A 25,985-nucleotide genomic window follows, 5' to 3' on the forward strand; every position below is an offset into this window, starting at 1 on the left:
ATGCCGACTCTGATCCACCCCCTTCGCCAACAGTGGCAACGCCTGCCCCAACGCGAACAGCAGGCGCTGCTGGCGCTGGGCCTGTTCCTCGGCCTGGTGCTGGCCTGGCTGCTGCTCTGGCAACCGCAGAAGCAGGCCCTGGAGGCTGCCGAACGGCGTTACCAGGATGAATTGCAGTTGCGGCAGGACCTGCGCAGCCTGCCGGCGGCCGGCGCCGCGACACAGGGCGAGCGCGTCGACGCCTCGGCGTTGCCGGGCTTCCTGGCGCGAACCAGTGCCAACGCCAACCTGACCATCGAACGCATGGACAACGACGGGCCGGGGCGCATGAACCTCAGCCTGGAGGGCAGGCTGGACAGCCTGGTGGCCTGGCTGGAACGCCTGGAGGCCAGCGGCGTGAACGTGACCGCGCTGGGCCTGGAAGTGAGCCCGGAGGCCGACGCGAAGGCGCGTCTGGCGCTGGAAGCCGGCTGAGGCTCAGGCCGGCTCGGCCCGTCCGGGTGTCAGCAGGCGCAGAATGCCGCCCAGCAGCACGCCGTACAGCGGCACGAAGAGCAACAGGCTGACCGCCAGTTTCACGCCATAGTCCACACTGGCGATCTCCACCCAATGCTCGGCCATGAAGGGGTTGTCGCTGCGCCAGAAAGCCACCGAGAAGAAGGCGAAGGTGTCCAGCGCGTTGCCGGCGATGGTCGAGGCCACCGGCGCGATCCACCACTGGCGCATGCGCCGCAGGCGGTCGAAGACCTGGATATCCAGCACCTGTCCCAGCACATAGGCGAGGAAGCTGGCCAGGGAGATGCGCGCGACGAACAGGTTGAATTCGCCCAGCGCGCCGAGGCCCTGGAAGGTCGCATCCTGGAACAGCACCGAAACCACGTAGGACGCCAGCAGCGCCGGCAGCATGACCCGCGCGATGACCCGCCGCGCCGCCGCCTTGCCCATCAGGCGCACGGTCAGGTCGGTGGCGAGGAAGATGAACGGGAAGCTGAACGCACCCCAGGTGGTCTGCCAGCCGAACAGGGTCATGGGCAACTGCACCAGGTAGTTGCTGGCGATGATGATGAGGATGTGGAAGGCGATCAGGCCGGTCAGCGCCGGGCGCCAGATCGAAGGCAATGCAGCGGGCATGGTGGTTCGCATCCTTTTTGCCGATGGGGTGAGGGAACCCATGTCGCGGCCCCCTGGCCGACGACGGCGCGCATTCTAACTTGACCCGCACGTCAGGAAAAGCCGCTTCGTCCAGAGGAACCTACCGCTCCCGCCCGTTGGCAGCCCGGATGCAATCCGGGCTACGCGCTTGTGGGATTTAAATCGCGATGGACCGCACAGCGCTCTCCTTGTGCCGGGGGAAACGCACAGAGGCGGGGACGCCTACTCCGCCCTTGCCCCATCCCCCCGGTCCACCAGGCTCAACACCGGCTTGCGACCCTCCTCTTCCGACAACGCCTCCAGCGTCAACCCACGGGTTTCCATGCCGAACACCCAGACCACCAGGGCCGCCACGCCGAAGCAGGCCGCCCCCAGGGCAAACACCCCGCCCTGGCCGGCGATGGGAAACAGCAGGCCGGTGATGGTCGGCCCGAGCAACGACCCGACACGTCCCACCGCCGACGCGAAGCCGGACCCGGTCGCCCGTGCCGAGGTGGGATAAAGCTCCGGCGTATAGGTGTAGAGCACGGCCCACATGCCGAAGAGGAAGAACTGCATGGCCAGGCCGGTGCCGATCAGCAGCGCCTGGTTGCCGCCGAACACCGCGCTCTGCCCATAGAAGAACGCCATGACACCGCCGCCCAGCAGGGTCAGCACACAGGTGGGCTTGCGCCCCCAGCGCTCCACCAGCCAGGCGGCAGCGAGGAAGCCGGGAATGCCGCCCAGGGAAATCAGCACCGTGTAGTACACCGACTGGGTGACGGCGAAGCCGGACTGCTGCAGGAGCGCGCTGAGCCAGGAGGTCAGGCCGTAGAAGCCCAGCAGGGCGAAGAACCACAAGCTCCAGAGCATCAGGGTGCGGCGCCGGTAGCGGGCCGACCAGAGCTCGCCGAAGGCGCTGAAGAAGCCCGGCGCGCGCGCCGCCTGGCGCGGCATGCGCTGGGGCTCGGGCAGGCTGTCGGTGCCAAGGGAGGTCATCACCCGCCGTTCGATGCCGCGCAGCACCCGGTCCGCCTCCCTGAGCCGGCCCACCTGTTCCAGCCAGCGCGGCGACTCGGGGATCAGGAAGCGGATGGCCAGGACGAAGATCGCCGGAAAGGCCAGCACCAGGAAGATGTTGCGCCAGCCGACGGGCTCCAGCAGGACGTAGGACAGCATCCCGGCGGCGACGAAGCCCAGCGGCCAGAAGCCGTCCATCAGCGCGATGTACCGGCCGCGACGGCTGGCCGGGATCATCTCCGAGAGCAGTGACTGGGCGATGGGAAACTCCATGCCCATGCCGATCCCCAGCAGGATGCGATAGAGGGTCAGGGTCTCCACGTCCTGGGCGGTGGAGCAAAGGAAACTGGCGACGCCCCAGAGGACAATGCTGCCCTGGAATACCGGCTTGCGCCCGAAGCGGTCGGCCAGCAGCCCGGACAACGAAGCGCCGAGCACCATGCCGAAGAAACTGGAGCTGGCCAGCAGCCCCGCCTGGGCGCTGCTCAGGCCGAACTCGGCTTTGATCGAGCCGAGCAGGAAGGTCATCATCGCCAGGTCCATGGAATCGAAGAAAAACGCCAGGGCGATGATGATGAAGATCAGCCGGTGATAACCGCTGACCGGCAGGCGTTCGAGGCGTTCGGCGGCGCTGTAGCCGGGTGCGTGCATGGGGAGTCCCTTCCTTCTCTGCGGGTGTGTCCCGAGTATGGGCAGGGCATGCACGCGGGGAATTGGCTGGATGCGACCTGGGGACAACTCTGGCCGACCTGCAGCCGCCGGAAGCCCGGATGCCCGGATGCAATCCGCGGAAAACCCACCACCGCTCGTGATGCCGTTCAGATGAGCTTTTGGTTCCCTCTCCCGTTTACGGGAGAGGGTTAGGGAGAGGGCATAAACAGCGCTCGGGGATTTCACTGGGCGACGATCTGGCCGTCCGCTCCGGGATGCCCACTGTTGGTTTCCAGGAGGGGCGGGCGACGTACCGCTATTCCGTCCTCGACTTGCGCCGCCCGGTGACCATGGACCAGGGCAGGTTCTCGCGCAGGCGCACGCTTTCCACCAGCGCGGCGCCGACGTGCAGGCAGGCCAGGGCGAACAGGCTGTCGGCCATGAAGACATGGATATCGCGGGGCAGGTCCTCGCCCCAGAAATAGTCAATCTCTTCCATCAGGAAGCCGGTGACGCCCAGGCCGGCCATCAACAGCAGCATGAGGATCATCACCAGCCCGCCCAGCGGCGAATGGCCCAGGCGGTGCAGGTGGCCGCCGCCGAGCAGGAGCCTGGCGTGGGCCAGCAGACGGGTCGGGCGCGGCCAGAAGTCGGCCCAGCGCGCCGGCACGGGCCCGACGAAGCCCCAGGCCACACGCACCAGCACCACCGCCACGGCGTAATAGCCCAGCCAACGGTGCCAGCCGTCACCCGCCTCGTTGAGGAAGTAATCGCCGATGAAGGCGACCACCAGGGACCAGTGGCCGATCCGCACCACCGGGTCCCAGAGGCGAACGGTTCCAGCGCTCATGGGTCAGTCCTCGATTTCCTCCTTGACCACCGCGCCGTCCACCGGGTTGAAGTAGATCTCGACCTTGCGCTTGTCCTTGTCCCAGCCGTAGATCTCGTAGCAGTTGCCGGCGGTGACCTTGAACTTCTTGATGTCGTAACCCTTGGCCTTGAGGTCTTCCTGGAACTTGCCCTGGTCTTGCCAGGTGGCCTTGTCGGCCGTGGTGCACTCGGTCCTGGCGAACGTCAGCGGGCTGACCAGGGCCAGGGAAAGGAGCAGGAGTTTGCGCATGGGAGTGACCTCTGTTTGTACGTTATAGGGCTAAAGGCAATGCAAGGACGTCTCATTCACTGCCGTGACCAAGGAGATTAGGCGAGGCCCCGGTGGCTGTCATTTGTCGAACCGCCGGCCTCAGCGGTGTTCGACCGCGAACTGTCCGCGCCCCGCGTGCTTGGCCCGGTAGCAGGCTGTATCCGCTTGTTTCAGGAGTTCCGCGGGCTGGGCATTGGCGCCGTGGATGCAGGCCATGCCGACGCTGGCGCCGACGCTGAGCACCTGTCCTTCCCAGGCCAGCGTCATTCCCTGGATCTGTTCGATCAGCCGCGCCGCCAGCAGTTCCGCCTGGGGCAACGGGCAGCTACGCAGGATCAGCGCGAACTCGTCGCCCCCCAGCCGCGCCAACTGGTCGCCCGCGCGCACCTGGGCCTGCATCAGGCGGGCGAGCCGGCGCAGCAGTTCGTCGCCGGCGGCGTGGCCGGCGCTGTCGTTGACCTGCTTGAAGCGGTCCAGGTCGATGAAGCAGAGCACGCTGTGACCGCCGTTCTGCAGCACGTCGCGGCAGTTTTCGCCGAGGGCATCCTCGAACGCCGGGCGGTTGAGCAGGCCGGTCAGGGCATCGTGAGTGGCGGCGTAGCGCAGGTGCTTCTGCATCGCCCGCGCCTCGCTGACGTCGGTGAGCACCAGCACGCAGCCGAGCAGCGCACCGTCGCCGCCGCGCATGGGCGCCGCCTGGCCGCGCAGGGCGATGGTGCCGCCGGCCGGGTGACGCAGCGAGGCCAGGCCCTGGAGGCTGGCGGCACTGCCCTGCTCCAGGCAGTCACGCACCGGGTTGGCCACCAGCCGGCCATCCTCGCCTTCCAGCAGCAGTACCTGTTCGATGGGCAGGCCCTGGGCCTCTCCGCTGTTCCAGCCGCTGAGGCGCTCGGCAACCGGGTTGAGGAAGCTGACCCGGCCTTCCAGGTCGGTGGTGATGACGCCGTCGCCGATGGCGTCGAGGGTCACCTGCAGCCGTTCGCGCTCGTCGCGCAGGCGTTCGGCCAGTTGGCGCAGTTCACTGACGTCCCAGTTGGTGCCGACCAGGCACTGCGGCTTGCCGTCGGCATCGCGGACCAGCCGCGCGTACCCCTTGAGCATCCGCTGCTGGCCATCGCCACGGCGGATGCGGAATTCGATGTCCAGCCGCCGGCTGCCCTCCCGCGCGGCCGACATCTCGTGTTCGACGCGGGCGGCGTCGTCCGGATGCACGCAGGCGCACCAGTCGGCGTAGGACAGCCCGGCGCCCGGGGTACGGCCGTAGAGGCGGCACATGCCGTCGTCCCAGAGCAGGCGGTCGCTGGCCAGGTCCCATTCCCAGACTCCGACGCCGCTGGCCTCGGTGGCCACCGAGTAGCGCCGCGCCAGTTCCGCTTCACGCGCCTCGGCACGCTTGCGGCGGTCGATGTCCTCGATCTGCGAGACGAAATACAGCGGCTCGCCCTTGTGGTCGCGCACCAGGGAAACCGCCAGCAGGCCCCAGATGTCCCGCCCGTTCTTGTGCAGGTAGCGCTTCTCCAGGCGATAGCTGCGACGCCGCCCGGCCAGGACCTCGCGCACCAGTTCAAGGTCGCCGGCCAGGTCGTCGGGGTGGGTGAGGTCCTGGAAACTCAGCCGGACCAGTTCGTCTTCGGCGTAGCCGAGCATCTCGCAGAGCGCGTGGTTGACCCGTTGCCAGCGGCCGTCCAGCCCCACCAGGGCCATGCCGATGGCGGAGTGGTCCATGGCGTCGCGAAAGCGCGTCTCGCTGGCGGTCAGTTCCCGGCGGCGCTTGCGCAACTGCTCCACGGCCGAGGCCAGCAGCAGGGGCGGTAGCAGCGCCAGCAACAGCGGCAGGTAGATCAGCAGCTCGCGCCAGCCCTTGTCCACATCCGGCGTCTCGAGCAGGCCGAAGGCGATGATCAGGCCACCGCTCACCGAAACCAGCGCCACCAGCAGCGCGGTGCCGGCGAAGGTCAGGCGCACCGCGGCGATGATCAGCGGCAGCGACAGGTAAACGAAAGGGAACGGCAACAGCAGCAGGACGATGGGCGTGCCCAGCAGCGTCACGCCGATGTAGAGCAGCAGCTCGCGGCGGCGGCGTTCGCCGAGGATTTCCCACCAACTGTGCTGACGCAGCCAGACCGCCAGGGGCAGCGCCGAGACGGCGCCGAGCATGGCGCCCTCGACCCAGAGCATCCAGCCACGTTCGAAGGATTCCAGCCCGTGCCAGGCGAGGATGCTCGCGCCCAGGCTGGCCCCCAGCAGCGGCGGCAGCATGGCACCGAAGGCAATGAACTGGAGGAAGGCACCCGGGCTTTCGTTCATCCGCAACGGCGCGCCGCTGACCCGCAGCAGGGCCCCGGCCATGAGGATCTCCAGCAGGTTGGGCGGCAGGAAGCTGGCCGCCAGGAGCAGGCTGTCGCCGAATAGTAGATTGGCCAGCAGGTCGGCCAGCATCGCCGCCGCCAGCAAGGGCGCCCAGCGCCTCAGCGGCTGGTCCCAGAGCAGCGCCACGGTGAAGGCATTGGCGTACCAGAGGGTCGCGACGCTGCCAGGCTGGCGCGACAGCCAGACCGCCCCCAGCGCCAGCAGCAGATAGCCGGCGAAGACCAGCAGCAGGGTCGGCAGCAACGCCGTGGGTTCGCGGGCAGGGCGCATCAGCCGGGTCCCCCACGGCAGAAGCCGGTGACGTTACCGGCAGGATTCGGACAGATCGCAGACGATTCAGCCACGGGGTTCTCCACGCGGACCAAGGCTTATCCAGACGATAGCGGAAGCTGGGCGCCGGGCAATTCGACGATCAGACGCCGACACCGCGCCGCCCGGCACTCAGGTCCAGGGCGCGCCGACGAGCAGCGTGGCGCAGCGGGCCTGGACGAACTCGCGAAGCAGGCGCACCGGCTTGCCGAGCTGGGCGCGATGGGCACAGATCAGGTTCAGCGGCGTGGCCTGGCCGAGGTACCGCGTCAGGGCCAGTTCCAGGCGCCCGGCGTGGACATCCCCGGCCACGTCCAGCCAGGACTTGTAGACCAGTCCCTGACCGGCCAGGGCCCAGCGCCGCACCACGTCGGCGTCGTCGCAGACACGGTTGCCGCTCACCGCAACGATCTGCTGGCGGCGGCCCTCGCTGAAGCTCCAGCGGTCATGCACACGCCCATTCAGCTGGTAGAGCAGGCAATTGTGCCGGACCAGGTCTTCGGGCTGGGCGGGCCGGCCATGGCGGGCGAAGTAGTCGGGCGAGGCGCAGAGTACCCGGCGATTGCCGGCGGCGAGCGGCAGCGCCACCAGGCTGGAATCCTCCGGCTCGCCATAGCGGATGGCGATGTCCACCGACTGGCGAAACAGGTCGGCGACCCGGTCGCTCAGGTGCAGGCGCAGGCCCAGGCGCGGGTGCTCGCACTGGAACTCGTCGAGCCAGGGCAGCAGCACGTTGCGGCCGAAGTCGGAGGGCGCCGACAGTTGCAACACGCCGGCAATGTCCTCGCGGCCACCGGCCAGTTGCCGCCGGCCCTCCGCCAGGCTGTCCAGGGCGCCGCGCGCGTGGACGAGGAACTGCTCGCCCTCCGGCGTCAGGCGCAGGCTGCGGGTGGAGCGGGCGAAGAGGCGGGTCTCCAGTTGCTGTTCCAAGCGCTTGAGCCCGGCGCTGGCCACGGCGGGCGAGACGTCCAGCTTGCGCGCGGCCGCCGAGAGGCTGCCGTGGTCGGCAGTGGCGACGAACAGGGCGAGGTCGTCGAGGCGCAACATTTTCAAAACTCCATTGAAAGACTGTCGCTTTCTAGCCGATTTTTCTCGTCCACGGAATAACCGATCCTGTGGCCCATCAAGCCCCATGCGGAGAATCCCGATGAAAGCCGTCGCCTACTTCCAGAACCTGCCCATCGACAATCCCGAGTCCCTGCAGGACATCGTCCTGCCCGAACCACAGCCGGGCCCGCGCGACCTGCTGGTGGAAGTCCGCGCCATCTCGGTCAATCCGGTGGACACCAAGGTCCGCCGCAACGCCGCGCCGGAGGCCGGCCAGCCCAAGGTGCTGGGCTGGGACGTGGCCGGCGTGGTGAAGGCGGTGGGCAGCGACGTCAGCCTGTTCCAGCCGGGCGACCGGGTGTTCTACGCCGGCGACCTGACCCGTCCGGGCGGCAACGCCGAGTTCCACCGGGTGGATGAGCGCATCGTCGGCCACATGCCCGAGAGCCTGGACTTCGCCCAGGCCGCCGCCCTGCCGCTGACCGCCATCACCGCCTGGGAACTGCTGTTCGACCGCCTGCAGATCGCCGAAGGCCAGGCCGACCAGGGCCAGAGCCTGCTGGTGGTGGGTGCCGCCGGCGGCGTGGGCTCGATCCTCGTGCAACTGGCGCGCCAGCTCACCGGACTGACCGTGATCGGCACCGCCTCACGCCCGGAAACCCAGGCCTGGGTCCGCGAGCTGGGCGCGCACCATGTGCTGGACCACAGCAAGCCGCTGGCCGAGGAACTGCGCCGGGTCGGCCTCGCCAGCGTGACCCACGTGGCCAGCCTGACCCAGACCGACCAGCACCTGGAGCAGTTGGTGGAAGCCCTGGCGCCCCAGGGCCGCCTCGGCCTGATCGACGACCCGGCGCAGCTGGACGTGTCCAAGCTCAAGCGCAAGAGCCTGTCGCTGCACTGGGAGTTCATGTACACCCGCTCGATGTTCCAGACCCCGGACATCCTCGAACAGCACCGGCTGCTGGAGCGCGTCGGCCAACTGATCGACGCCGGTGTGCTGAAGACCACCCTGGGCGAGCATTTCGGCGTCATCAGCGCCGCCAACCTGCGCCGCGCCCACGCACTGCTGGAAAGCGGCAAGGCCCGGGGCAAGGTCGTGCTGGAAGGATTCGCCTGAGGGACTGCCGGCCTATCCGCGAGGGGCCGCACGGCGCCTCCCGCGAACGGGCCTGACCGGCGAGCGGATGGGCGGGCGAACGGTTCGGTACGGGCGTGCACAGAGGCTAGACTTTCCCTGGTTTCGCCAGCGGCCGGCCGCGCCGCATCGCTTCAGCTCAGCCGGTATACAGGATGCGTACCACCCTCGCCCGACCCGCCCTTGGCGCGGGCCTCTACCTGCTGTCCGCCGGCACCTGGCTACTGGTGTTGGGCGCGGGACTGCTGAGCGCGCTGGGCCTGGTCCTGCTCAGCACCCTGCTGATCTTCCTCCTCGAACGCCGCCACCGCCTGGGCCGCGAGCGCCTGCGCCTGGGCCTGCGGCGCACCAGCCTGCAACTGGAGCAGGCGCAACGCGACGCCACCCTCGGCAACTGGGAGTATGACCAGGGCTTCGCCTGGAGCCCGGGGGCCCAGCGCATCCTCGGCTGCGGCGCGCAAGACAGCCTCGAAGGCCTGCTGAACCGCCTCCACCCCGCCGACCGCAACGCGGTGCAGCGCGGCCTGGACGCGCTGCTCCTGCAGGGCGCCGCGTTGCTGGTGAACGCACGCCTGAACCTGCCCAGCGACCAGGCGCCGGTGTGGCTGGCCTTGCGCGGCGAGGCCCAGCCCGATGGCCGCTCGGCCGGCACGGTGCAGGACATCACGGCGCAGAAGCGTGACGAGGAAGCCTTGCGCAACAGCGAGCTGCGCTTTCGGCAACTCTTCGAGCAGACGCCGCGCATTGCCGTGCAGGGCTACGACCGGCAACGCCGGGTGATCTACTGGAACCGCGCCAGCGAAGAGCTCTACGGCTACACGGTGGACCAGGCCATGGGCCGCCATCTGGAGGAGCTGATCATCCCGCCAGCCATGCGCGACCAGGTGGTGGCCGATATCAACAACTGGATGATCGGCGGCCCGGCGATTCCCGCCAGCGAACTGACCCTGCAACGCCGCGATGGCACTCCGGTGACGGTGTTTTCCAGCCACCTGGTGCTGCGCAACCTGCACAACCAGTTGGAGCTGTACTGCGTGGACATCGACTTCAGCGCCCTGAAGTCCGCCCGGGACGCCCTGCGGCAAAGCGAGAATCGCTGCCGGGAATTGCAGGAGCGCTTCGAGCGGCGCGCGGTGGAGGGGCAGTCAGGCCACGGCGGGCCGGTTTAGGACAGGCGGCGGCTACCATCAGTCGCCTGCTTGATCGAGGTCATTTTCTGTCATTTGTGCGGGACTACACTCATTTTCCCGCCACACGATTGGGAGAGCACCGAAGTGAAAATTCTCGTTCGTCCGACGACCACGCCACAGGGCTCCAACTGGCAGGTATGCCTGGACCAGCACGCGGTGAGCTTTCGCAGCGAGGCGGAAGCGCGCCGCTTCGTCAGCGTCCTCGAGGAGCGCCTGAAAGCGCCCCATATGCTGCCGGAGACGTCGCGACGAATCGCGAGTTAGCAGGCCGTTGAAAGACGTAGGTCGTGTTCCGACGGACTGTCAGCCCAAGAGCGCCTGACCGTTGCGGTCGAGGCGCCAGGTCAGCAGCGCACAGGTGGCCGCCGCGCCGCCACAGAGGCTGATGACCAGGGCGAGGGGCATGGCGCTGCCGTCGTGCAGCCACCCCACCAGGGCGGCGGCCCCCGCCGCCACACCGAACTGCAGACTGCCCATCAACGCCGAAGCGCTCCCCGCGTTGCGGCCCTGGCCGGCCATGGCGCAAGCCGAGGCATTGGGCAGAATGCAGCCCAGGCTGGCAATGCAGCCGAACAGCGGCAGCAACAAGGGCCAGAGCGCCTGGGTGTGCAGGCTGGACACCACCAGCAGGCTCAGCGCACAGACCACATAGACCCAGATGATCCGGCGCATCCAGAACGCCGGTCCGCGATGGCGCAGCAACCAGGCGTTGACCTGGGCGACCAGGATGAAACCCGCCGCGTTGGAGCCGAACAGCCAGCCGTAATGCTCCGCCGGCACGCCATAAAGCTGGATGAAGACGAAGGGCGAGCCGGCGATGTAGGCGAACATGCCGGCGATGGCGAAGCCGCCGGTCATGCCATAGACCAGGAACGACCCGTCGCCGAGCAGCCGCCGGTACTGTCCGAGGGCACCCCTCAGGGGCGCGCGCGGGGTCACGTTGGAGAGGGTCTCCGGCAACCAGGCGGCGACGCCCAGCAGCACCAGGACGCTGAACAGCGTCAATCCCCAGAAGATCGATTGCCAGCCGAACAGCTGCAGCAGCAGGCCGCCGCCCAGGGGCGCCAGGATCGGCGCCAGCCCCATCACCAGCATCAGTTGCGAGAACGCCTTGGCCGAGGCGACGGGGTCGCACAGATCACGCACCACCGCCCGCGACACCACCATGCCGGCGCAACCGCCCAGGGCCTGGACGAAGCGTGCACCGATCAGCCATTCCAGGCTGGGCGCCAGGGCGCAGGCCACTGACGCCAGGGTGAAGAGGGTCACGCCCGCCAGCAGCGGCGGACGCCGGCCGAAGTGGTCCGCCAGGGGGCCATAGACCAGTTGGCCGATGGCCAGGCCGATGAAGTAGGACGCCAGGGTCAGCTGCACATGCTCCACATCCGTGGCGAAGGACCTGGCGATGGCCGGGAAGCTGGGCAGGTAGAAGTCGATGGCCATGGGGCCGAAGGCGCTGAGGGCGCCGAGCAGCAGGAGGATACGGAACGTCATGGTCGAGGCTGGCGCCATCCCTTGCGAATCAGGCGCCAGATAGTAACAGGGGTTGGGACGCTACAGCGGCGGAGCGGCTTTCCTGTGGGGGCGAATTCGTTCGCTGATGGGCGCCAGGCGCCCACCGCCGGAGCTACTGGCCGAACCTGTCGGTCCGCTTAGCGAGTGAATTCGCTCCCACAATCAATCCTCCTGATTCTTATCCTTCATGCGCCTGCTCGGCGCTGGGCGCCTTCTTGCGGTCCAACCAGTCCGACGCCTTCTCCACCAGCATGAAGAACATGGGGATGAGGAAGGTCGCCAGCAGGGTCGCCGCCAGCATCCCGCCGATCACCCCGGTGCCGATGGAGTGGCGACTCGCCGAGCCGGCGCCGGAGCTGATGGCCAGCGGCACGCAGCCGAGGATGAAGGCCAGGGAGGTCATGACGATGGGCCGGAAGCGCAGCCTCGCCGCCTCCAGCGCCGCCTGCGCCGGCTTCATGCCCTGTTCGCGGCAGAGTACGGCGAACTCGACGATGAGGATGGCGTTCTTCGCCCCCAGGCCGATCAGGGTCACCAGGCCGACCTGGAAGTACACGTCGTTCTGGATACCCCGCAGCCATACCGCGAGGATGGCGCCGAATACCGCGAAGGGCACCGCGGTGACCACCGCCAGCGGCAGCGTCCAGCGCTCGTACTGGGCGGCGAGGATGAGGAACACCATGATCAGGCCGAAGATGAATGCCGTGCTGCCGGAACCATGGGTGGCCAGCTCCTGGTAGGCCGAGCCGATCCAGCCGAGGCTGTAGTCCTCGCCCAGTACCTCGTCGGCCACTGCCTGCATGGCCTCCAGCGCCTGGCCGGAGCTGAAGCCCGGCGCCGGCCCGCCGAGCACCTTGGCCGCCGGGTAGACGTTGAAGCGGGCGTAGGAATCCGGCCCGAGGATACGCTCCACCCGCACCAGGGACGACAGCGGCACCAGGTCGTCGCTGGCCGAGCGCACGTAGACCTGGTTCAGGTCATCCGGCTTGCGGCGGAACTCCGGTTCCGACTGCAGGCTCACCTGCCAGGTGCGCCCGTAGAGGGTGAAGTCGTTGACGTAGTAGCTGCCGAAGGTGGACTGCATGGCGGTGAACACATCGTTGATCGCCACCCCCAGGGCCCGCGCCTTGGTGCGGTCCAGGTCGATGTAGTACTGCGGTACGTTGGCGTTGAACGTGGTGTTCACCCCGGCCAGCTCGGGCCGTTTCGAGGCCGCCGCAACGAACTTCTGCACCACCTCTTCCAACTGCTGAACCGTGCCGCCGCTGCGGTCCTGGATATAGGACTCGAAACCGCCGGTGGTGCTCATGCCGGTGATGGGCGGCGGGTTGAAGGAAAGCACGATGCCATCCTTCTCCGCAGCGCCCATGCGCATGAAGCTATGGGTCAGGTTGCGGGCATCCAGTTCCGGCGTAGTGCGCTCGCTCCAGTCCTTCAGCGGCACGAAGGACACGCCGGCGTTGCTGCGGGTGCCGAAGGTGAGGATGTCGAAGCCGGCGAAGGTCACCACATCCTGCACCGCCGGGTGCTTCATCAACACCTTGTCCATTTCGCTGGTGAGCTGTTCGGTGCGGGTCAGCGAGGCCGCCGGGGGCAGGAAGTAGGCGTTCAGCACATAGCCCTGGTCCTCGTCCGGCACCAGGGCCCCCGGCACCCGCCCGAACAGCAGCACCATCAGGGCGATCATGCTGCCGAACAGCAGCACGCCGAGCGCCGCGCGCTTGAGGAAGAACTGCACCCCGGCGCCATAGCCGGCGGTGACGCGGTCGAAGAAGGCGTTGAACCAGCGGAACGGCGCCGCCGGCGTGCCGTGGCCGGGCTTGAGCATCAGCGCGCAGAGGGCCGGCGACAGGGTCAGGGCGACGATCCCCGAGATCACCACGGATACCGCGATGGTGATCGCGAACTGCTGGTACATCTGCCCCGCCAGGCCGCCGAGGAAGCCCACCGGGATGAACACCGCGCAGAGCACCAGCACGATGGCGATGATCGGGCCAGTCACCTCCTCCATGGCCTCGATGGCCGCCTCGCGGGGGCCGATCTTCTTGGTCGCCATCACCCGCTCGACGTTCTCGATCACCACGATGGCGTCGTCGACCACGATGCCGATGGCCAGCACCATGCCGAACAGGGTCAGGAGGTTGATGGAGAAGCCGAGCATGTACATGCCGGCGAAGGTGCCCACCAGCGACACCGGGATCGCCAGCACCGGGATCAGGGTGGCGCGCCAGTTCTGCAGGAAGATGAACACCACCAGCACCACCAGCACCAGGGCCTCGAAGAAGGTGTGGATCACCTCCTCGATGGAGACCTGGACGAACTTGGTGGTGTCGTAGGGGATCTTGTAGGCGATGCCCTCGGGGAAGCGCTTGGCCAACCGCTCCATGGTGCTCTTCACCGCTTCCGCGGTGTCCAGCGCGTTGGCCCCCGGCTGCAGGTAGATGCCGAAGGCGGCGTTCTGCTGGCCGTTGAGGGCGGTCATCAGGGAATAGTCCTGGGCCCCCAGTTCGACCCGCGCCACGTCCTTGAGCAACAGGCTCGCGCCGGTGGCGTCGGAGCGCAGGATGACACCTTCGAATTCCTTGGGATCGGTGAAGCGGCCCTGGGTGGTCACCGTGTAGGTGAAGTCCTGGGGCTGGTTCAGCGGCTGCTGGCCGAAGCTGCCGGCGGCGAACTGGGAGTTCTGCTCGCGGATGGCGTTGACCACGTCCGTGGGCGTGAGGTCGTACTGCGCCAGCTTGTCCGGGCGCAGCCAGACACGCATGGAGTAGTCCTTGGAGCCGAACTGGCTGGCATCCCCCACGCCGGGAATCCGCTTCAGCTCGTCGATCACGTTGATCAGCGCGTAGTTGCTGATGAAGATCGGGTCGCGGGAATTGTCCGGCGAATACAGGGTGACCACCTGGAGGATGTCGGAGGATTTCTTCTCCACCTTCACCCCTTGCCGGCGCACCTCTTCCGGCAGCTTGGCCAGTGCGGCCTGGACCTTGTTGTTGACGTCGATGGTGGCCTGGTCGGGGTCGCGGCCCACCTCGAAATACACGGTCAGGCTCATGGCGCCGCTGCTGTCGGAGTTGGACAGCTGGTAAATCATGCCCTCCACGCCGTTGATTTCCTGCTCTAGGGGCGCGGCCACGGTTTCGGCGATGACCTGGGAGCTGGCGCCCGGGTAGACCGCCGACACCGAAACCTGCGGCGGGAGGATTTCCGGGTACTGGGCGATGGGCAGTGCGCGCATGGCGGCGAGGCCGGCGAGCACGATGACGATGGAGATGACCGCGGCGAATACGGGCCGGTCGATGAAGAAGCGCGAGATCACGATGGGCGCTCCTTCTTCAGGACTGCTTGGCGGCTTGTCCGGCGGGGGCCGGACCGGCCTCCACCGCCTTCACCGGCGAGTCCGGACGCACCTTGGGCAGCCCCTCGACGATCACCCGGTCGCCGACGGTAATGCCGGATTCGATCACCCAGCGCCCCTCACGGGTGTCGCCGGTCTTCACCTGGCGTACCCGGGCGATGCCGTCCTTGTCCACCACGTAGACGAAGGTGCCGCGCGGCCCCTGGGCCAGGGCGCGTTCCGGCAGGGTGATGGCCTGCGGCCGGGTGAAGCCTTTCACCAGCACCCGTACGAACATGCCGGGCAGCAGCTTCTGCTCGGGGTTGGGCACCACGGCGCGTGCGCTGACGGTACCGGTGCCGGTGTTGACGAAGCTGTCGGTGAAGTCCACGCGGCCGGACAGTGGATAGGAGGAGCCGTCGCCGAACTTGAGGTCGGCGCTGAGCAGGCCATCCGGCGGCAGTTCGACGGTGCCGTTCTTCACCCCCTCGCGCAGCCGTTCGGCCTCGGTGTCCGGGTAGGCGAAGTTGACGTAGATGGGATCGAGCTGGGTGAGTTGGGTGAGCAGGCTGCCGTTGGGATCGCCCGCCACCACCAGGCTGCCTTCGGAGCGGGTTTCCTTGCTGGTCATGCCGGAGATCGGCGCTTCCACCGTGGTGTAGTCGAGGTCGATCTGGCGAGCCTTCACCTCGGCCTGGGCCGCCTCGACGTTGGCCTTGCTCTGCTCGAAATTGGAGATCGCGTTGTCCAGTTCGCTCTCGCTGGCGTAGCCCTTCTTCTGCAGCTCGCGGGTGCGCTTGAGGTCGCGCTCGGTCTGGCGATAGCGCGCCTGCTCCTGGGCCAGCGCCCCCTTGGCCCGGGCCAGGGCCGCTTCGTAGGTACGCGGGTCGATGCGGAACAGGATCTGGCCCTGCGTCACCCGGCTGCCTTCGGTGTAGGTGCGCTGCTGGAGGATGCCGCTGACCTGGGCCCTCACCTCCACCTCGCGAAAGCCCGCCGTCCGTCCGGCATATTCGAGAACCAGCGGCAGCGGCGCGGCCTTGGCGACTTCCACCACCACCTCCGGCGCGGGTGGCGCGCCTCCCGGGGTGTCGGCGGCGCCGACCATGTCCGCGACACTGGCGCTTGCGGCGAACAGTGCAAGGCTCAAGAAAAGGTTACGAGCGAACGGCATAAGGTGTCTCCATACAGGCGCCGAATCGGCAAGCGAAGCAAGCGGTAGCCATTACATCCAATTCTGTTCGTAAACGGCTGCGCACCGAGCAAAGCCGGTACACTCCGTCCCCAAACAAGAATCCTAGTTAGTATTCGCCCAACCGCTATGCGCAAAACCAAAGAAGAAGCCGAAAAGACCCGCGTCGCCATACTGGCTGCCGCCGAACACCTGTTCCTGGAGAATGGCGTGGCGCATACCTCCCTGGAACAGATCGCCCGCGCCGCCGGGGTGACGCGGGGCGCGGTGTACTGGCACTTCCAGAACAAGGCGCACCTGTTCCACGAGATGCTCTCCCAGGTGCGCCTGCCCCAGGAGCAGATGATCGACCGCCTGTGCGGCTGCAATGGCCAGGACCCGATGCTGTCCCTGCGCGACCTCTGCCTGGAGGCCATCGTCAGCCTGGCGCGGGACGAACAGCGCAAGCGCATCTTCAACATCCTGCTGCACCGCTGCGAATTCACCGAGGATCTGCGCGAAGCCGAAGAGCGCCATTACGCCTTCGTCAATCAGTTCATCCAGCTCTGCGAGGCCCTGTTCGCCCGCCCCGCCTGCCACAAGCGCCTGCGTCCGGGCATCACGCCGCTGCAGGCATCGCGGGCGGTGCACGGGCTGGTGATCGGCCTGTTCAGCGACTGGACCCGCGATCCGAAGCTGTTCGACCCGCGAACGGACGCCGAACCCATGGTGGATGCGCTGTTTCGTGGGCTGGTGAAGGACTGGGACTAGGTGCTGATGGTGGGTCCCAAGGTTGGCGCTGAGGAACGAAACCCAACACGGGTGTCTCGACCGTGAACGTTGGGCTTCGCCAGCTCAGCCGCAACCTACGGGCCCAGCATTTGCCGCGCCGCCGGACTCAGGCCGCCTCGGCCGCATAGCCCTCTTCGCGGATCGCCTCCAGCACCTGTGCCTCCGTCAGCCGGCTGGCCACGCGCACCTCGCCGGCCGCCAGGTCCACCTGCACGTCGGCGGCCTGGTCGTGGGCCTGCACAGCCTGAGTGATGGCGCGGACGCAATGCCCGCAGGACATGCCTTGAACCTTGAATACCTGCATGGTCGTTCTCCTGGTGAGTGGAACCTGGGAGCAGTCTCGGCCTTGCCACCGTGGCAAGGTCAAGCCTGGCTCCTACACTGAAGTTCTCCACCCGCAGGAGACTTCGCCATGCACGGCCTCCGCCCTGTCATCCTTGCCTTCCTCGCCGCGCCGCTGCTGGCCGAGGCCGCGCCCCCGGTCGACTATGGCGTGCTGATCATCTCCCGCGAGCGCCTGGAACTCGCCACCGCCTGCGACGTCGGCCTGTACCTGGAAGACCAACTGGCCGCGCGGCTGGTCCAGGGCCAGATCGTCTCCTTCAACCTGCCGCCGGGCCCGCTGTCGATCCGCCTCAGCCTGCTCGGCCCCGGCCCCTGCAAACCCGGCATCGAGCAACTTCGCCAGCAGAGCATCACGCTGGTGGCAGGACAGGTGAGCAAATACCGCCTGGCGCAGAGCACGGAAGGCCTCTACCTGGTGCCGACCACCGCCGTGCAATGACCTCTTGACCTTGCCCTTGCGTCAAGGTTGATCCTAGGCTCATGCCAAGGAGGATCATCCATGACCCAGTCACTGTCCTTTGACCTGCCCATCAGCGGCATGACCTGCGCCAGTTGCGCCGGCCGCGTCGAGCGCGCCCTGGCCAGGGTGCCGGGCGTCCAGGCCGCCAGCGTCAACCTGGCCACCGAGCAGGCGCGCGTCCAGGCACCGGGTGACAGCCTGCCGGCCCTGGTGGCGGCGGTGCAGGCTGCGGGCTACGAAGTGCCGGCCCGGCGCCTGGAACTGGCCATCGGCGGCATGACCTGCGCCAGTTGCGCCGGTCGGGTCGAGCGGGCCCTGCGCAAGGTGCCGGGTGTGGCCGAGGTGACAGTGAACCTGGCCAGCGAACGCGCCCACCTGCAACTCTTCGGCCAGCCCGACAGCGCCCGCCTGATCCAGGCCGTGGAAGCCGCCGGCTATTCCGCCAGTCCGGTGGACGAAGACCGGCCACCGCAGGACGACGCCGAGGCCCGCCTGCGCCGCGAACGCTGGGCGGTGCTGCTGGCCCTCGCCCTGGCCCTGCCACTGGTCGTGCCCATGCTGCTGGAGTGGTTCGGCGGCCACTGGATGCTGCCGGCCTGGGCGCAGTTCGTGCTGGCCACGCCGGTGCAGTTCATCCTCGGCGCGCGCTTCTACCGCGCCGCCTGGAAGGCGGTGAAGGCCGGCGCCGGCAACATGGACCTGCTGGTGGCCATCGGCACCAGCGCCGGTTACGGCCTGAGCCTCTACCAATGGTGGGCGGCCGCGCCCGGCCAGATGCCGCACCTGTATTTCGAGGCCTCGGCCGTGGTCATCGCCCTGGTGCTGCTGGGCAAGTACCTGGAAAGCCGCGCCAAGCGCCAGACCAGCGCCGCCATCCGCGCCCTGGAGGCGCTACGCCCCGAGCGCGCCACCCGCCTGGTGGAGGGCCGCGAGGAAGAAGTCGCCATCGCCGCCCTGCAACTGGACGACCTGCTGGTGGTGAAGCCCGGCGAGCGCTTTCCCGCCGACGGCGAGGTGAGCGATGGCCGGAGCCACGCCGACGAAGCCCTGATCAGCGGCGAAAGCCTGCCGGTGCCCAAACAGCCCGGCGACCGCGTCACCGCTGGCGCCATCAACGGCGAGGGCCGGCTGCTGGTACGCACCACCGCACTGGGCGGCGAAACCGTGCTGGCGCGGATCATCCGCCTGGTGGAAGACGCCCAGGCCGCCAAGGCGCCGATCCAGAAGCTGGTGGACCGGGTCAGCCAGGTGTTCGTCCCGGCGGTGCTGCTGATCGCCTTCGCCACCCTGGCAGGCTGGCTGCTGGTCGGCGCCGGCGTCGAGACCGCGCTGATCAACGCGGTCGCCGTGCTGGTGATCGCCTGCCCCTGCGCCCTGGGTCTGGCCACCCCCACCGCGATCATGGCCGGCACTGGCGTCGCCGCGCGCCACGGCATCCTGATCAAGGACGCCGAAGCCCTGGAAGTGGCCCACGCCGTCCAGGTCGTGGCCTTCGACAAGACCGGCACCCTGACCTCCGGCAGCCCGCGCATCGCCCACCTGGCGGCGCGGGATGGCGATGAAGCGGAGCTCTTGCAACTGGCCGGCGCCCTGCAGCGCGGCAGCGAGCACCCCCTGGCCAAGGCCGTGCTGGACGCCTGCGCCGAACGCGGGCTGGACACGCCCGCCGTGGACGCCAGCCAGGCCCTCGCCGGCCGCGGCATCCAGGGCCGGGTCGGCGCCCGCCTGCTGGCTCTGGGCAATGCTCGCCTGCTGGAGGAGCAGCGCTTGCCGGGCGGCGAGCTGGCATCGCTTGCCACGGACTGGGAAGCCGAAGGCCGCACCCTGTCCTGGCTGCTGGAGCTGGAACCGGAACAGCGCGTGCTGGGGCTGTTCGCCTTCGGCGACACCCTCAAGCCGGGCGCGGCGGAGGCCGTCGCGGCCCTGGGCGGACGGGCCATCCACAGCCACCTGATCACCGGCGACAACCGCGGCAGCGCGCGGGTCGTGGCCGAAGCCCTGGGCATCGAATCCGTGCATGCCGAAGTGCTGCCGGCGGACAAGGCCGCCACCGTGGCCGAACTGAAAGCCCGGGGCGCGGTGGTGGCCATGGTCGGCGACGGCATCAACGACGCCCCGGCCCTGGCCGCCGCCGACGTCGGCATCGCCATGGGCGGCGGCACCGACGTCGCCATGCACGCCGCCGGCATCACCCTGATGCGCGGTGACCCGCGCCTGGTGCCGGCGGCCCTGGAAATCGCGCGGCGCACCTATGCCAAGATCCGCCAGAACCTGTTCTGGGCCTTCATCTACAACCTGGTGGGCATCCCCCTGGCCGCCGCCGGCCTGCTCAGCCCGGTGGTGGCGGGCGCGGCCATGGCGCTGTCGAGCGTCAGCGTGGTGAGCAACGCGCTGCTGCTGAAAACCTGGAAGCCGGACGCCCAACGACGCGAGGAAACGCCATGAATATCGGCCAAGCCGCCAAGAAAAGCGGGCTGACCGCGAAGATGATCCGCTACTACGAAGGCATCGGCCTCTTGCCGGAAGCCGGTCGCAGCGACAGCGGCTATCGCCAGTACGACGCCCAGGACCTGCACACCCTGGCCTTCATCAAGCGCTCGCGGGACCTGGGCTTCTCGCTGGAGGAAGTCGGCCGCCTGCTGCAACTCTGGCAGGACCGCCAGCGCGCCAGCGCCGACGTCAAGGCCCTGGCTCGCGACCATATCGAGGCGCTGAACCGCAAGATCGCGGAACTGGCCGGCCTGCGCGACACCCTCCAGGAGCTGGTGGATCACTGCCACGGCGACCACCGTCCCGACTGCCCGATCATCAAGGACCTGGAGTCAGGCGGCGGCTGCCACTGAACACGCGGTGCAGTGCGCCGTTGGGCAGCACGGTGATCGCCAGTCCGACGAACACCAGCACGCAGGCCAGCCAACCGCTGGCGCTGAGCTGCTCACCCAACAGCAGCCAGCCGGACAACAGCCCCGAAACCGGCACGGCCAGGGCGAAGGGCGTCACCAGGCTGGCCGGATAGCGTTGCAGCAGGAAGCTCCACAGGCCGAAGCCGACAGTGGTGGCGAGGAAGGCGATGTAGACCAGCGCCCCAAGGCCACCCCAGCTCGGATGGCTGAGCGCGGCCGCGATGGCGTGCGGCCCTTCGAAGACGTATGACAGCACCAGCAGAGGCAGCGGCGGGACCAGGCTGACCCAGCAGATCAGCCGCAGCATGTCCCGGGCACCGCTGCGCTTGGTGGCGATATTGGCGAAAGCCCAGGCCAGGGCCGCGGCGATCACCAGCATGAAGGCCAGCAGGCTGTCCCCCAGCGGCCGGCCAAGCCCGATCAGCACCAGCCCCGAGGCCGCCAGCAGCAGGCCCAGCAGGCCCCGGCGGCTGGGCCGTTCACCAAGGAACAGCGCGGCGATCAGAATGGTGAAGAACACCTGGCTCTGCAGCACCAGCGACGACAACCCCGCCGGCATCCCCAGGTGCATGCCGACGAACAGCAGGCCGAACTTGATCACGCCCAACAGCAGGCCGATCTGCACGATGCGCCAGAAAGGCGCCGGCAGCGGCCCACGCAGGACCAGCAGCGGCAGCGCCGCCAGGGCAAAGCGCAGGGCGCAGAACAGCAGGGGCGGAAAATCCTCCAGGCCGACCTTGATCACCACAAAGTTGACACCCCAGATCAGGGTGACCAGCAGGGCGAGGAGAATGTGCGGGAGAGGCATGGCGAGGGCTCCGGAACGTCAGGCACACGCTAACAGCCAGGCGGGCAGATGTATGGATACAGATGGACGGGAAAATCGTGGAGGCCTGTATGGCCCGGCAACGCTTGCCGATGACGCCGCTCCTTGTGGGGGCGAGCAGGCCACAGGCCTGTCGTAGGGTGGATGACGCTCTTTTCATCCACCAGCGGTGCCTAGCCGCGCCACGCGTGGTGGACCGATGAAGCGTGGTCCACCCTACGAATTCCCGGCCGCACCGCACTGTAGGGGCGAATTCATTCGCCAAGGACAGCGCAGCTGTCCCGTAGGGTGGATGACGCTTTTTTCATCCACCAGCGGTGCCCAGCCGCGCCACGCGTGGTGGACCGATGAAGCGTGGTCCACCCTACGAATGCCCGGCCGCACCGCACTGTAGGGGCGAATGCATTCGCCAAGGGCAGCACAGCTGTCCCGTAGGGTGGATGACGCTCTTTTCATCCACCAACGGTGCCTAGCCGCGCCACGCGTGGTGGACCGATGAAGCGTGGTCCACCCCACGAATGCCCGGCCGCACCGCACTGTAGGGGCGAACTCATTCGCCAAGGACAACGCAGCTGTCCCGTAGGGTGGATGACGCTCTTTTCATCCACCAGCGGTGCCCAGCCGCGCCACGCGTGGTGGACCGATGAAGCGTGGTCCACCCTACGAATGCCCGGCCGCACCGCACTGTAGGGGCGAATGCATTCGCCAAGGACGGCGCAGCTGTCCCGTAGGGTGGATGACGCTCTTTTCATCCACCAACGGTGCCCAGCCGCGCCACGCGTGGTGGACCGATGAAGCGCGGTCCCCCCACGGAACGGCATCTGCCATGCCACTCATTCGCGAAAGGCGGCGAAACGCCGCCCAAACAAAAAGGGCCGCATGCGCGGCCCCTTCCTTCAACCCGATACCATCAGGCCTGCGACTGCAGGTAGTTCTGCAGGCCGATGCGGTCGATCAGGCCGAGCTGCTGTTCCAGCCAGTAGGCGTGGTCTTCCTCGGTGTCCTTGAGCTGGGCGGCAAGGATGTCGCGGCTCATGTAGTCCTTGTGCTTCTCGCACAGGGCGATGCCCTTGCTCAGCGCGGCACGCACTTCGTACTCCAGCTTGAGGTCGGCACGCAGCATGTCCGGCACGGTGTGGCCCGGGTGGATGGTGCGCGGGCGCATGTCGGGGGTGGCTTCGAGGAAGAGGATGCGCTGCAGCAGGGCATCGGCGTGCTGGGTTTCTTCTTCCATCTCGTGGTTGATGCGTTCGAAGAGCTTGGTGAACCCCCAGTCCTGGTACATCCGCGAATGCAGGAAGTACTGGTCGCGGGCGGCCAGCTCGCCGCGCAACAGCTCCTTGAGGTACTCCACCACGTCGGCTTGGCCTTGCATCGGTGCGTCTCCTGAAAAAATCAATGAGCAAGGATCGTGCGCCGATCCCTCCCGGTCAAGCGCGTCAGCCCCCCATCCAGGGTGGCGTGGGCTCTTCCCGCTCGACGGGGCCGTCCCGCTCGGCCAGAGCGGCCTGACGGCGGGCTTCCTCGGCCAGGGCAGCCTTGATTTCGCGCATCACGGCGTCCAGGTCGGCGGCGTCCTCGGGCTCGGCGAACTCGCCGGTCAGTGCGGTTTCCGGCGTCAGCTTGCCCTCTTCGTACAGCGCCCACATTTCCTTGGCGTAGCGGGTGTACTTCAACTCGGGCGCGAACTGGCCGAAATACGCGGACATGTTGCCGACATCGCGCTCCAGCATGCGGAACGCATGGTTGTTGCCAGCGGCGTCCACCGCCTGCGGCAGGTCGATGATCACCGGTCCGTAGGGGTCGAGCAGCACGTTGAATTCGGACAGGTCGCCGTGGACCAGCCCCGCGCAGAGCATCTTGACGATCTCGCCGATCATGAAGGCATGGAATTCGCGGGCGTCCTCGGGCGTCAGGTCGACGTCGTTCAGGCGTGGCGCGGCATCGCCCGCGCCGTCGCCGACCAGCTCCATCAGCAGCACGCCATCGAGGAAGTCGTAAGGCTTGGGCACCCGCACCCCGGCACCGGCGAGGCGGAACAGCGCGGCCACCTCGGCGTTCTGCCAGCTTTCCTCGCGTTCGCGGCGGCCGTACTTCGAGCCCTTGGCCATGGCCCGGGCATCGCGGCTGTTGCGTATCTTGCGGCCTTCCTGGTACTCGGCGGCCTGGCGGAAACCGCGCTTGTTGGCCTCCTTGTAGACCTTGGCGCAACGCAGCTCGGTGCCGCAGCGCACGACGTAGACGGAGGCTTCCTTGCCGCTCATCAGCGGACGCAGGACTTCATCGATCAGGCCATCTTCCAGCAGAGGCTCGAGGCGTTTCGGGGTTTTCATGCGGGTGCAGCGACAGCCTTGTAAGAGTGGGAACACTGGGCCGACGTTATACGGCATGCCCCCATTTCCCGCCATCCACGACGCGACAGGCCGCAACGAAGGTGACGACCTGACCCTGGCTGTGGAAAGCGCCACGCCGGAAGCCCTGGAGCGTCTGCAGGAAACCGTCGGCAGCCACTTCGTGCGGGAAGCCACTTCACCGCAGGTTGGCGCTTCGCTCGGCACCCACTTACATCGGGCGGAACAGCTCGCCCGGCGTCACGCCGAACAGGCCCTTGAAAGCGGCGATGAAGGCCGAAGGCGACTCGTAGCCGCTGGCCAGCGCGACTTCGGTGACACTGGCGCCGCCCTCCAGCGGTTGCAGCGCCGCCAACAGGCGCAGGCGCTGGCGCCACCGGCGGAAGCTCAGCCCGGTTTCGCGCTGGAAGGCTCGGGTCAGGGTCTTTTCCGAGGTGTTCAGGCGCGCCGCCCATTCCCCCAGGCTATGGCCGAGGTCCGGCTGGGCCACCAGTTCACCGCAAAGCCGCAGCAGGCGCGGCTCCCCCGGCATCGGCAGGGAGAACCCCGCCTCCGGCAAGGCCTGGAGCTGGTCCAGCAGCACCGCCGCCAGCCGCGCCTCCGGGCCTTCGTCTTCGGGGTACTCCACCGGCAGCTCGCAGAAGGCCTTGATCAGCTCCCGCGCCAGGGGCGTCACCTCCAGCACCCGGCAGCGCGCCGGCGCCCAGGCGCAGGCATCGCGGCGCACATAGAGGCTGCGCATTTCGGCGTGCATCGAACTCACCACTTCATGTTCCAGCCCGGCCGGCACCCACACTGCCCAGTGCGGCGGCGCGTAGTAGCTGCCGGCGGCGGTGTGCACGCCGAGCACACCGCTGATGGCGTAGGAGAGCTGCACCCAGTCGTGGCTGTGGCGGGCGGTCCAGGAGCCGGCGCGCAGGCTTTCGGCGCGGGCGTAGAGTGGGCGCGGCAGCTGTTCGAGCCGGGGAATCTGGCGCTGCAGATCGACCTGTCCGTTTGGCGACATCTGTTGACCCCATGTCGTTAGACGGTCGGATTCTGCGCCCGCTAGTCTGCGGCCTCAAGTTCGCTCGAAAAACGGAGGCCGCATGTCGGCACTCAAACCCCTGAAGCGCCTGTTCACCGACTGGTTCCTCGGCGGCATGCTGCTGGCTGTCGCCCTGGCCTGCCTGTTCCCGGACATCGGCAAGCACGGCGGCGCCCTGCACGCCGGCAGCCTGATCAACGCCGGGGTGTTCCTGGTGTTCTTCCTCCATGGCATCAACCTGTCCACCGAGCAGATCCGCCAGGGCCTCGGCAACTGGCGCCTGCATGTCATGGTGCAGCTCTTCACCTTCGCCCTGTTTCCGCTGTTCTGGCTGGGCGCGAACACGCTGCTGAGTGGCCAGGTCCCGCCCGCGCTGATGCTCGGCTTCTTCTACCTCTGCGCCCTGCCCTCGACCATCTCGTCCTCGGTGGCACTGACCGGCAGCGCCGGCGGCAATGTGCCGGCGGCCATCCTCAACGCCAGCCTGTCGAGCCTGCTGGGGGTCTTCCTGACGCCCTGGCTGGTCAGCCTGGTGGCCGACGCCAACGGCGGCATCGACCTCGGCCAGACCCTGCTCGACCTCAGCCTGCTGCTGCTCCTGCCGCTGCTGCTGGGCCAGATACTGCGCCCGCTGTGGGGGCGGTTCTTCGCCCGCTGCAAGCGCTACACCGCAGTGTTCGACAAGCTGGTGATCCTGCTGCTGGTGTTCGCCTCGTTCAGCGATTCGGTGGCCGGCGGCGTCTGGCAGCAGCAAGGGCCGGAAATCCTGCTGCAGGCCTTCGCCGGCTGCGCCCTGTTGCTGGCCCTGATGCTCTGGCTGACCACCCGCTCGGCTCGCGTGCTGGGCTTCAACCACGAGGACGAGATCGCCGCGGTGTTCTGCGCCACCAAGAAGTCCCTGGCCGCCGGTGCGCCCATGGCTGCCATCATCTTCGGCGCCAGTCCGGCGTTGGGCCTGATCCTGCTGCCGATCATGCTCTACCACCAGATGCAGTTGATCGTCTGCGCGGTCATGGCCGAGCGCTATGCGCTGCGCGGCCGCGCCCTGCAGGCCGCGGCGGCCTGACCTTCAGGCTTCACCCCCGTAGCGGGGTGGAGCCCCCCCCACTCCTGTGTCCGAATCCCCACTCCCGGCGCGGTGCGACCCCGCATTCCCACCGTGCGCCGCGCGCCAGAGCGGTTTTCCGCGCCTGGCACAGCCATTGCTCAGCCCCTGTCGCACCGGTGAAACACTCCGCTGCAGGCCGGGACGGCTGCACGCGTC

At 68.0% G+C, this 25,985-nt stretch carries 23 protein-coding genes; 9 read left to right on the forward strand and 14 right to left on the reverse strand.

Going from position 1 to position 25,985, the window contains the following annotated elements:
* Positions 1-474 (forward strand): type II secretion system protein GspM, encoded by a 474-nt coding sequence (gene gspM / locus PJW05_RS23465; protein WP_271409332.1) that lies wholly within the window; start codon positions 1-3, stop codon positions 472-474.
* Between the two features lie 3 nt (positions 475-477).
* Here the strand turns inward: gspM and PJW05_RS23470 are convergent, their stop codons facing one another.
* The 6 genes from PJW05_RS23470 to PJW05_RS23495 form a co-directional block, all read right to left on the reverse strand.
* Positions 478-1,131, reverse strand: coding sequence for a 7-cyano-7-deazaguanine/7-aminomethyl-7-deazaguanine transporter (locus PJW05_RS23470; RefSeq protein WP_271409333.1), 654 nt, complete (start codon positions 1,129-1,131; stop codon positions 478-480).
* A 243-nt stretch (positions 1,132-1,374) separates the two neighbouring features.
* Positions 1,375-2,802 carry an MFS transporter gene (locus PJW05_RS23475; RefSeq protein WP_271409334.1) on the reverse strand — a complete coding sequence of 476 codons (1,428 nt, stop codon included), beginning with the start codon at positions 2,800-2,802 and terminating at the stop codon, positions 1,375-1,377.
* Positions 2,803-3,118: 316 nt separating this feature from the next.
* Positions 3,119-3,652 carry a cytochrome b/b6 domain-containing protein gene (locus PJW05_RS23480; RefSeq protein WP_271409335.1) on the reverse strand — a complete coding sequence of 178 codons (534 nt, stop codon included), beginning with the start codon at positions 3,650-3,652 and terminating at the stop codon, positions 3,119-3,121.
* Positions 3,653-3,655: 3 nt separating this feature from the next.
* Complete coding sequence (locus PJW05_RS23485) at positions 3,656-3,922, reverse strand: PepSY domain-containing protein (RefSeq protein ID WP_271409336.1); 267 nt, start codon at positions 3,920-3,922, stop codon at positions 3,656-3,658.
* 120 nt (positions 3,923-4,042) lie between these two features.
* Complete coding sequence (locus tag PJW05_RS23490; RefSeq protein ID WP_271409337.1) at positions 4,043-6,583, reverse strand: PAS domain S-box protein; 2,541 nt, start codon at positions 6,581-6,583, stop codon at positions 4,043-4,045.
* Between the two features lie 171 nt (positions 6,584-6,754).
* Complete coding sequence (locus PJW05_RS23495; RefSeq protein WP_271409338.1) at positions 6,755-7,669, reverse strand: LysR family transcriptional regulator; 915 nt, start codon at positions 7,667-7,669, stop codon at positions 6,755-6,757.
* Positions 7,670-7,769: 100 nt separating this feature from the next.
* On the opposite strand from PJW05_RS23495, the gene PJW05_RS23500 reads away from it, so the two are divergent.
* The 3 genes from PJW05_RS23500 (at position 7,770) to PJW05_RS23510 (ending at position 10,258) form a co-directional block, all read left to right on the forward strand.
* Entirely contained in the window at positions 7,770-8,786 is a 1,017-nt protein-coding gene (locus PJW05_RS23500) for a zinc-binding alcohol dehydrogenase family protein (RefSeq protein WP_271409339.1), read from the forward strand.
* A gap of 173 nt (positions 8,787-8,959) precedes the next feature.
* Positions 8,960-9,973: a PAS domain-containing protein gene (locus tag PJW05_RS23505; RefSeq protein WP_271409340.1), complete on the forward strand. Its 1,014-nt coding sequence runs from the start codon at positions 8,960-8,962 to the stop codon at positions 9,971-9,973.
* Positions 9,974-10,078: 105 nt separating this feature from the next.
* Positions 10,079-10,258 (forward strand): hypothetical protein, encoded by a 180-nt coding sequence (locus PJW05_RS23510; RefSeq protein WP_271409341.1) that lies wholly within the window; start codon positions 10,079-10,081, stop codon positions 10,256-10,258.
* A gap of 39 nt (positions 10,259-10,297) precedes the next feature.
* Here the strand turns inward: PJW05_RS23510 and PJW05_RS23515 are convergent, their stop codons facing one another.
* The 3 genes from PJW05_RS23515 to PJW05_RS23525 all read right to left on the reverse strand — a co-directional run bounded on the left by PJW05_RS23515 (position 10,298) and on the right by PJW05_RS23525 (position 16,020).
* Complete coding sequence (locus PJW05_RS23515) at positions 10,298-11,488, reverse strand: Bcr/CflA family multidrug efflux MFS transporter (protein ID WP_271409342.1); 1,191 nt, start codon at positions 11,486-11,488, stop codon at positions 10,298-10,300.
* A 199-nt stretch (positions 11,489-11,687) separates the two neighbouring features.
* Complete coding sequence (locus tag PJW05_RS23520; RefSeq protein WP_271409343.1) at positions 11,688-14,828, reverse strand: efflux RND transporter permease subunit; 3,141 nt, start codon at positions 14,826-14,828, stop codon at positions 11,688-11,690.
* Between the two features lie 16 nt (positions 14,829-14,844).
* Positions 14,845-16,020 carry an efflux RND transporter periplasmic adaptor subunit gene (locus PJW05_RS23525; protein WP_271409344.1) on the reverse strand — a complete coding sequence of 392 codons (1,176 nt, stop codon included), beginning with the start codon at positions 16,018-16,020 and terminating at the stop codon, positions 14,845-14,847.
* A 147-nt stretch (positions 16,021-16,167) separates the two neighbouring features.
* On the opposite strand from PJW05_RS23525, the gene PJW05_RS23530 reads away from it, so the two are divergent.
* On the forward strand, positions 16,168-16,788 hold the full coding sequence (locus PJW05_RS23530) for a TetR family transcriptional regulator (protein WP_271409345.1): 621 nt from the start codon (positions 16,168-16,170) through the stop codon (positions 16,786-16,788).
* A 127-nt stretch (positions 16,789-16,915) separates the two neighbouring features.
* Here PJW05_RS23530 and PJW05_RS23535 read toward each other — a convergent pair whose 3' ends face one another.
* Complete coding sequence (locus PJW05_RS23535; protein ID WP_271409346.1) at positions 16,916-17,113, reverse strand: heavy-metal-associated domain-containing protein; 198 nt, start codon at positions 17,111-17,113, stop codon at positions 16,916-16,918.
* 108 nt (positions 17,114-17,221) lie between these two features.
* Here PJW05_RS23535 and PJW05_RS23540 point away from each other — a divergent pair, with 108 nt between their 5' ends.
* Genes PJW05_RS23540 through cueR form a run of 3 tightly spaced genes read left to right on the forward strand, consistent with a single transcriptional unit; the run spans position 17,222 to position 20,457 of the window.
* A complete protein-coding gene (locus PJW05_RS23540; RefSeq protein ID WP_271409347.1) occupies positions 17,222-17,593 on the forward strand; it encodes a hypothetical protein in 372 nt (123 codons plus the stop codon).
* Between the two features lie 60 nt (positions 17,594-17,653).
* Positions 17,654-20,059 (forward strand): heavy metal translocating P-type ATPase, encoded by a 2,406-nt coding sequence (locus tag PJW05_RS23545; protein WP_271409348.1) that lies wholly within the window; start codon positions 17,654-17,656, stop codon positions 20,057-20,059.
* Positions 20,056-20,457 carry a Cu(I)-responsive transcriptional regulator gene (cueR, locus tag PJW05_RS23550; RefSeq protein ID WP_271409349.1) on the forward strand — a complete coding sequence of 134 codons (402 nt, stop codon included), beginning with the start codon at positions 20,056-20,058 and terminating at the stop codon, positions 20,455-20,457. The genes PJW05_RS23545 and cueR overlap by 4 nt, the downstream gene beginning before the upstream one ends.
* On the opposite strand, the gene PJW05_RS23555 is transcribed toward cueR, so the two are convergent.
* The 4 genes from PJW05_RS23555 to PJW05_RS23570 all read right to left on the reverse strand — a co-directional run bounded on the left by PJW05_RS23555 (position 20,423) and on the right by PJW05_RS23570 (position 24,700).
* Positions 20,423-21,325: an EamA family transporter gene (locus PJW05_RS23555; protein WP_271409350.1), complete on the reverse strand. Its 903-nt coding sequence runs from the start codon at positions 21,323-21,325 to the stop codon at positions 20,423-20,425. The genes cueR and PJW05_RS23555 overlap by 35 nt on opposite strands.
* A 928-nt stretch (positions 21,326-22,253) precedes the next feature.
* Positions 22,254-22,718, reverse strand: a complete 465-nt coding sequence (gene bfr / locus PJW05_RS23560; protein WP_271409351.1) for a bacterioferritin — start codon at positions 22,716-22,718, stop codon at positions 22,254-22,256.
* A 64-nt stretch (positions 22,719-22,782) separates the two neighbouring features.
* Entirely contained in the window at positions 22,783-23,676 is an 894-nt protein-coding gene (locus PJW05_RS23565) for a PA4780 family RIO1-like protein kinase (protein ID WP_271409352.1), read from the reverse strand.
* 229 nt (positions 23,677-23,905) lie between these two features.
* A complete protein-coding gene (locus tag PJW05_RS23570) occupies positions 23,906-24,700 on the reverse strand; it encodes an AraC family transcriptional regulator (RefSeq protein WP_271409353.1) in 795 nt (264 codons plus the stop codon).
* Between the two features lie 82 nt (positions 24,701-24,782).
* Here PJW05_RS23570 and PJW05_RS23575 point away from each other — a divergent pair, with 82 nt between their 5' ends.
* The gene (locus PJW05_RS23575) at positions 24,783-25,787 is read left to right on the forward strand and encodes a bile acid:sodium symporter family protein (protein ID WP_271409354.1); all 1,005 of its coding nucleotides are present in this window, start codon (positions 24,783-24,785) and stop codon (positions 25,785-25,787) included.
* Positions 25,788-25,985 lie beyond the last annotated feature (198 nt).

The organism is Pseudomonas sp. Q1-7, from assembly GCF_028010285.1.
Lineage (GTDB): Bacteria > Pseudomonadota > Gammaproteobacteria > Pseudomonadales > Pseudomonadaceae > Metapseudomonas.

Bases quoted from the DNA above. Each gene is read 5' to 3' on its own strand.
- PJW05_RS23540 (WP_271409347.1), top strand. From the start codon at position 17,222: ATGCACGGCCTCCGCCCTGTCATCCTTGCCTTCCTCGCCGCGCCGCTG.
- PJW05_RS23570 (WP_271409353.1), bottom strand. From the start codon at position 24,700: ATGTCGCCAAACGGACAGGTCGATCTGCAGCGCCAGATTCCCCGGCTC.
- PJW05_RS23500 (WP_271409339.1), top strand. From the start codon at position 7,770: ATGAAAGCCGTCGCCTACTTCCAGAACCTGCCCATCGACAATCCCGAG.
- PJW05_RS23575 (WP_271409354.1), top strand. From the start codon at position 24,783: ATGTCGGCACTCAAACCCCTGAAGCGCCTGTTCACCGACTGGTTCCTC.
- PJW05_RS23525 (WP_271409344.1), bottom strand. From the start codon at position 16,020: ATGCCGTTCGCTCGTAACCTTTTCTTGAGCCTTGCACTGTTCGCCGCA.
- bfr (WP_271409351.1), bottom strand. From the start codon at position 22,718: ATGCAAGGCCAAGCCGACGTGGTGGAGTACCTCAAGGAGCTGTTGCGC.
- PJW05_RS23495 (WP_271409338.1), bottom strand. From the start codon at position 7,669: ATGTTGCGCCTCGACGACCTCGCCCTGTTCGTCGCCACTGCCGACCAC.
- PJW05_RS23530 (WP_271409345.1), top strand. From the start codon at position 16,168: ATGCGCAAAACCAAAGAAGAAGCCGAAAAGACCCGCGTCGCCATACTG.
- PJW05_RS23505 (WP_271409340.1), top strand. From the start codon at position 8,960: ATGCGTACCACCCTCGCCCGACCCGCCCTTGGCGCGGGCCTCTACCTG.
- PJW05_RS23555 (WP_271409350.1), bottom strand. From the start codon at position 21,325: ATGCCTCTCCCGCACATTCTCCTCGCCCTGCTGGTCACCCTGATCTGG.
- PJW05_RS23475 (WP_271409334.1), bottom strand. From the start codon at position 2,802: ATGCACGCACCCGGCTACAGCGCCGCCGAACGCCTCGAACGCCTGCCG.
- gspM (WP_271409332.1), top strand. From the start codon at position 1: ATGCCGACTCTGATCCACCCCCTTCGCCAACAGTGGCAACGCCTGCCC.
- PJW05_RS23490 (WP_271409337.1), bottom strand. From the start codon at position 6,583: ATGCGCCCTGCCCGCGAACCCACGGCGTTGCTGCCGACCCTGCTGCTG.
- PJW05_RS23470 (WP_271409333.1), bottom strand. From the start codon at position 1,131: ATGCCCGCTGCATTGCCTTCGATCTGGCGCCCGGCGCTGACCGGCCTG.
- PJW05_RS23485 (WP_271409336.1), bottom strand. From the start codon at position 3,922: ATGCGCAAACTCCTGCTCCTTTCCCTGGCCCTGGTCAGCCCGCTGACG.
- PJW05_RS23480 (WP_271409335.1), bottom strand. From the start codon at position 3,652: ATGAGCGCTGGAACCGTTCGCCTCTGGGACCCGGTGGTGCGGATCGGC.
- PJW05_RS23535 (WP_271409346.1), bottom strand. From the start codon at position 17,113: ATGCAGGTATTCAAGGTTCAAGGCATGTCCTGCGGGCATTGCGTCCGC.
- PJW05_RS23545 (WP_271409348.1), top strand. From the start codon at position 17,654: ATGACCCAGTCACTGTCCTTTGACCTGCCCATCAGCGGCATGACCTGC.
- cueR (WP_271409349.1), top strand. From the start codon at position 20,056: ATGAATATCGGCCAAGCCGCCAAGAAAAGCGGGCTGACCGCGAAGATG.
- PJW05_RS23565 (WP_271409352.1), bottom strand. From the start codon at position 23,676: ATGAAAACCCCGAAACGCCTCGAGCCTCTGCTGGAAGATGGCCTGATC.
- PJW05_RS23515 (WP_271409342.1), bottom strand. From the start codon at position 11,488: ATGACGTTCCGTATCCTCCTGCTGCTCGGCGCCCTCAGCGCCTTCGGC.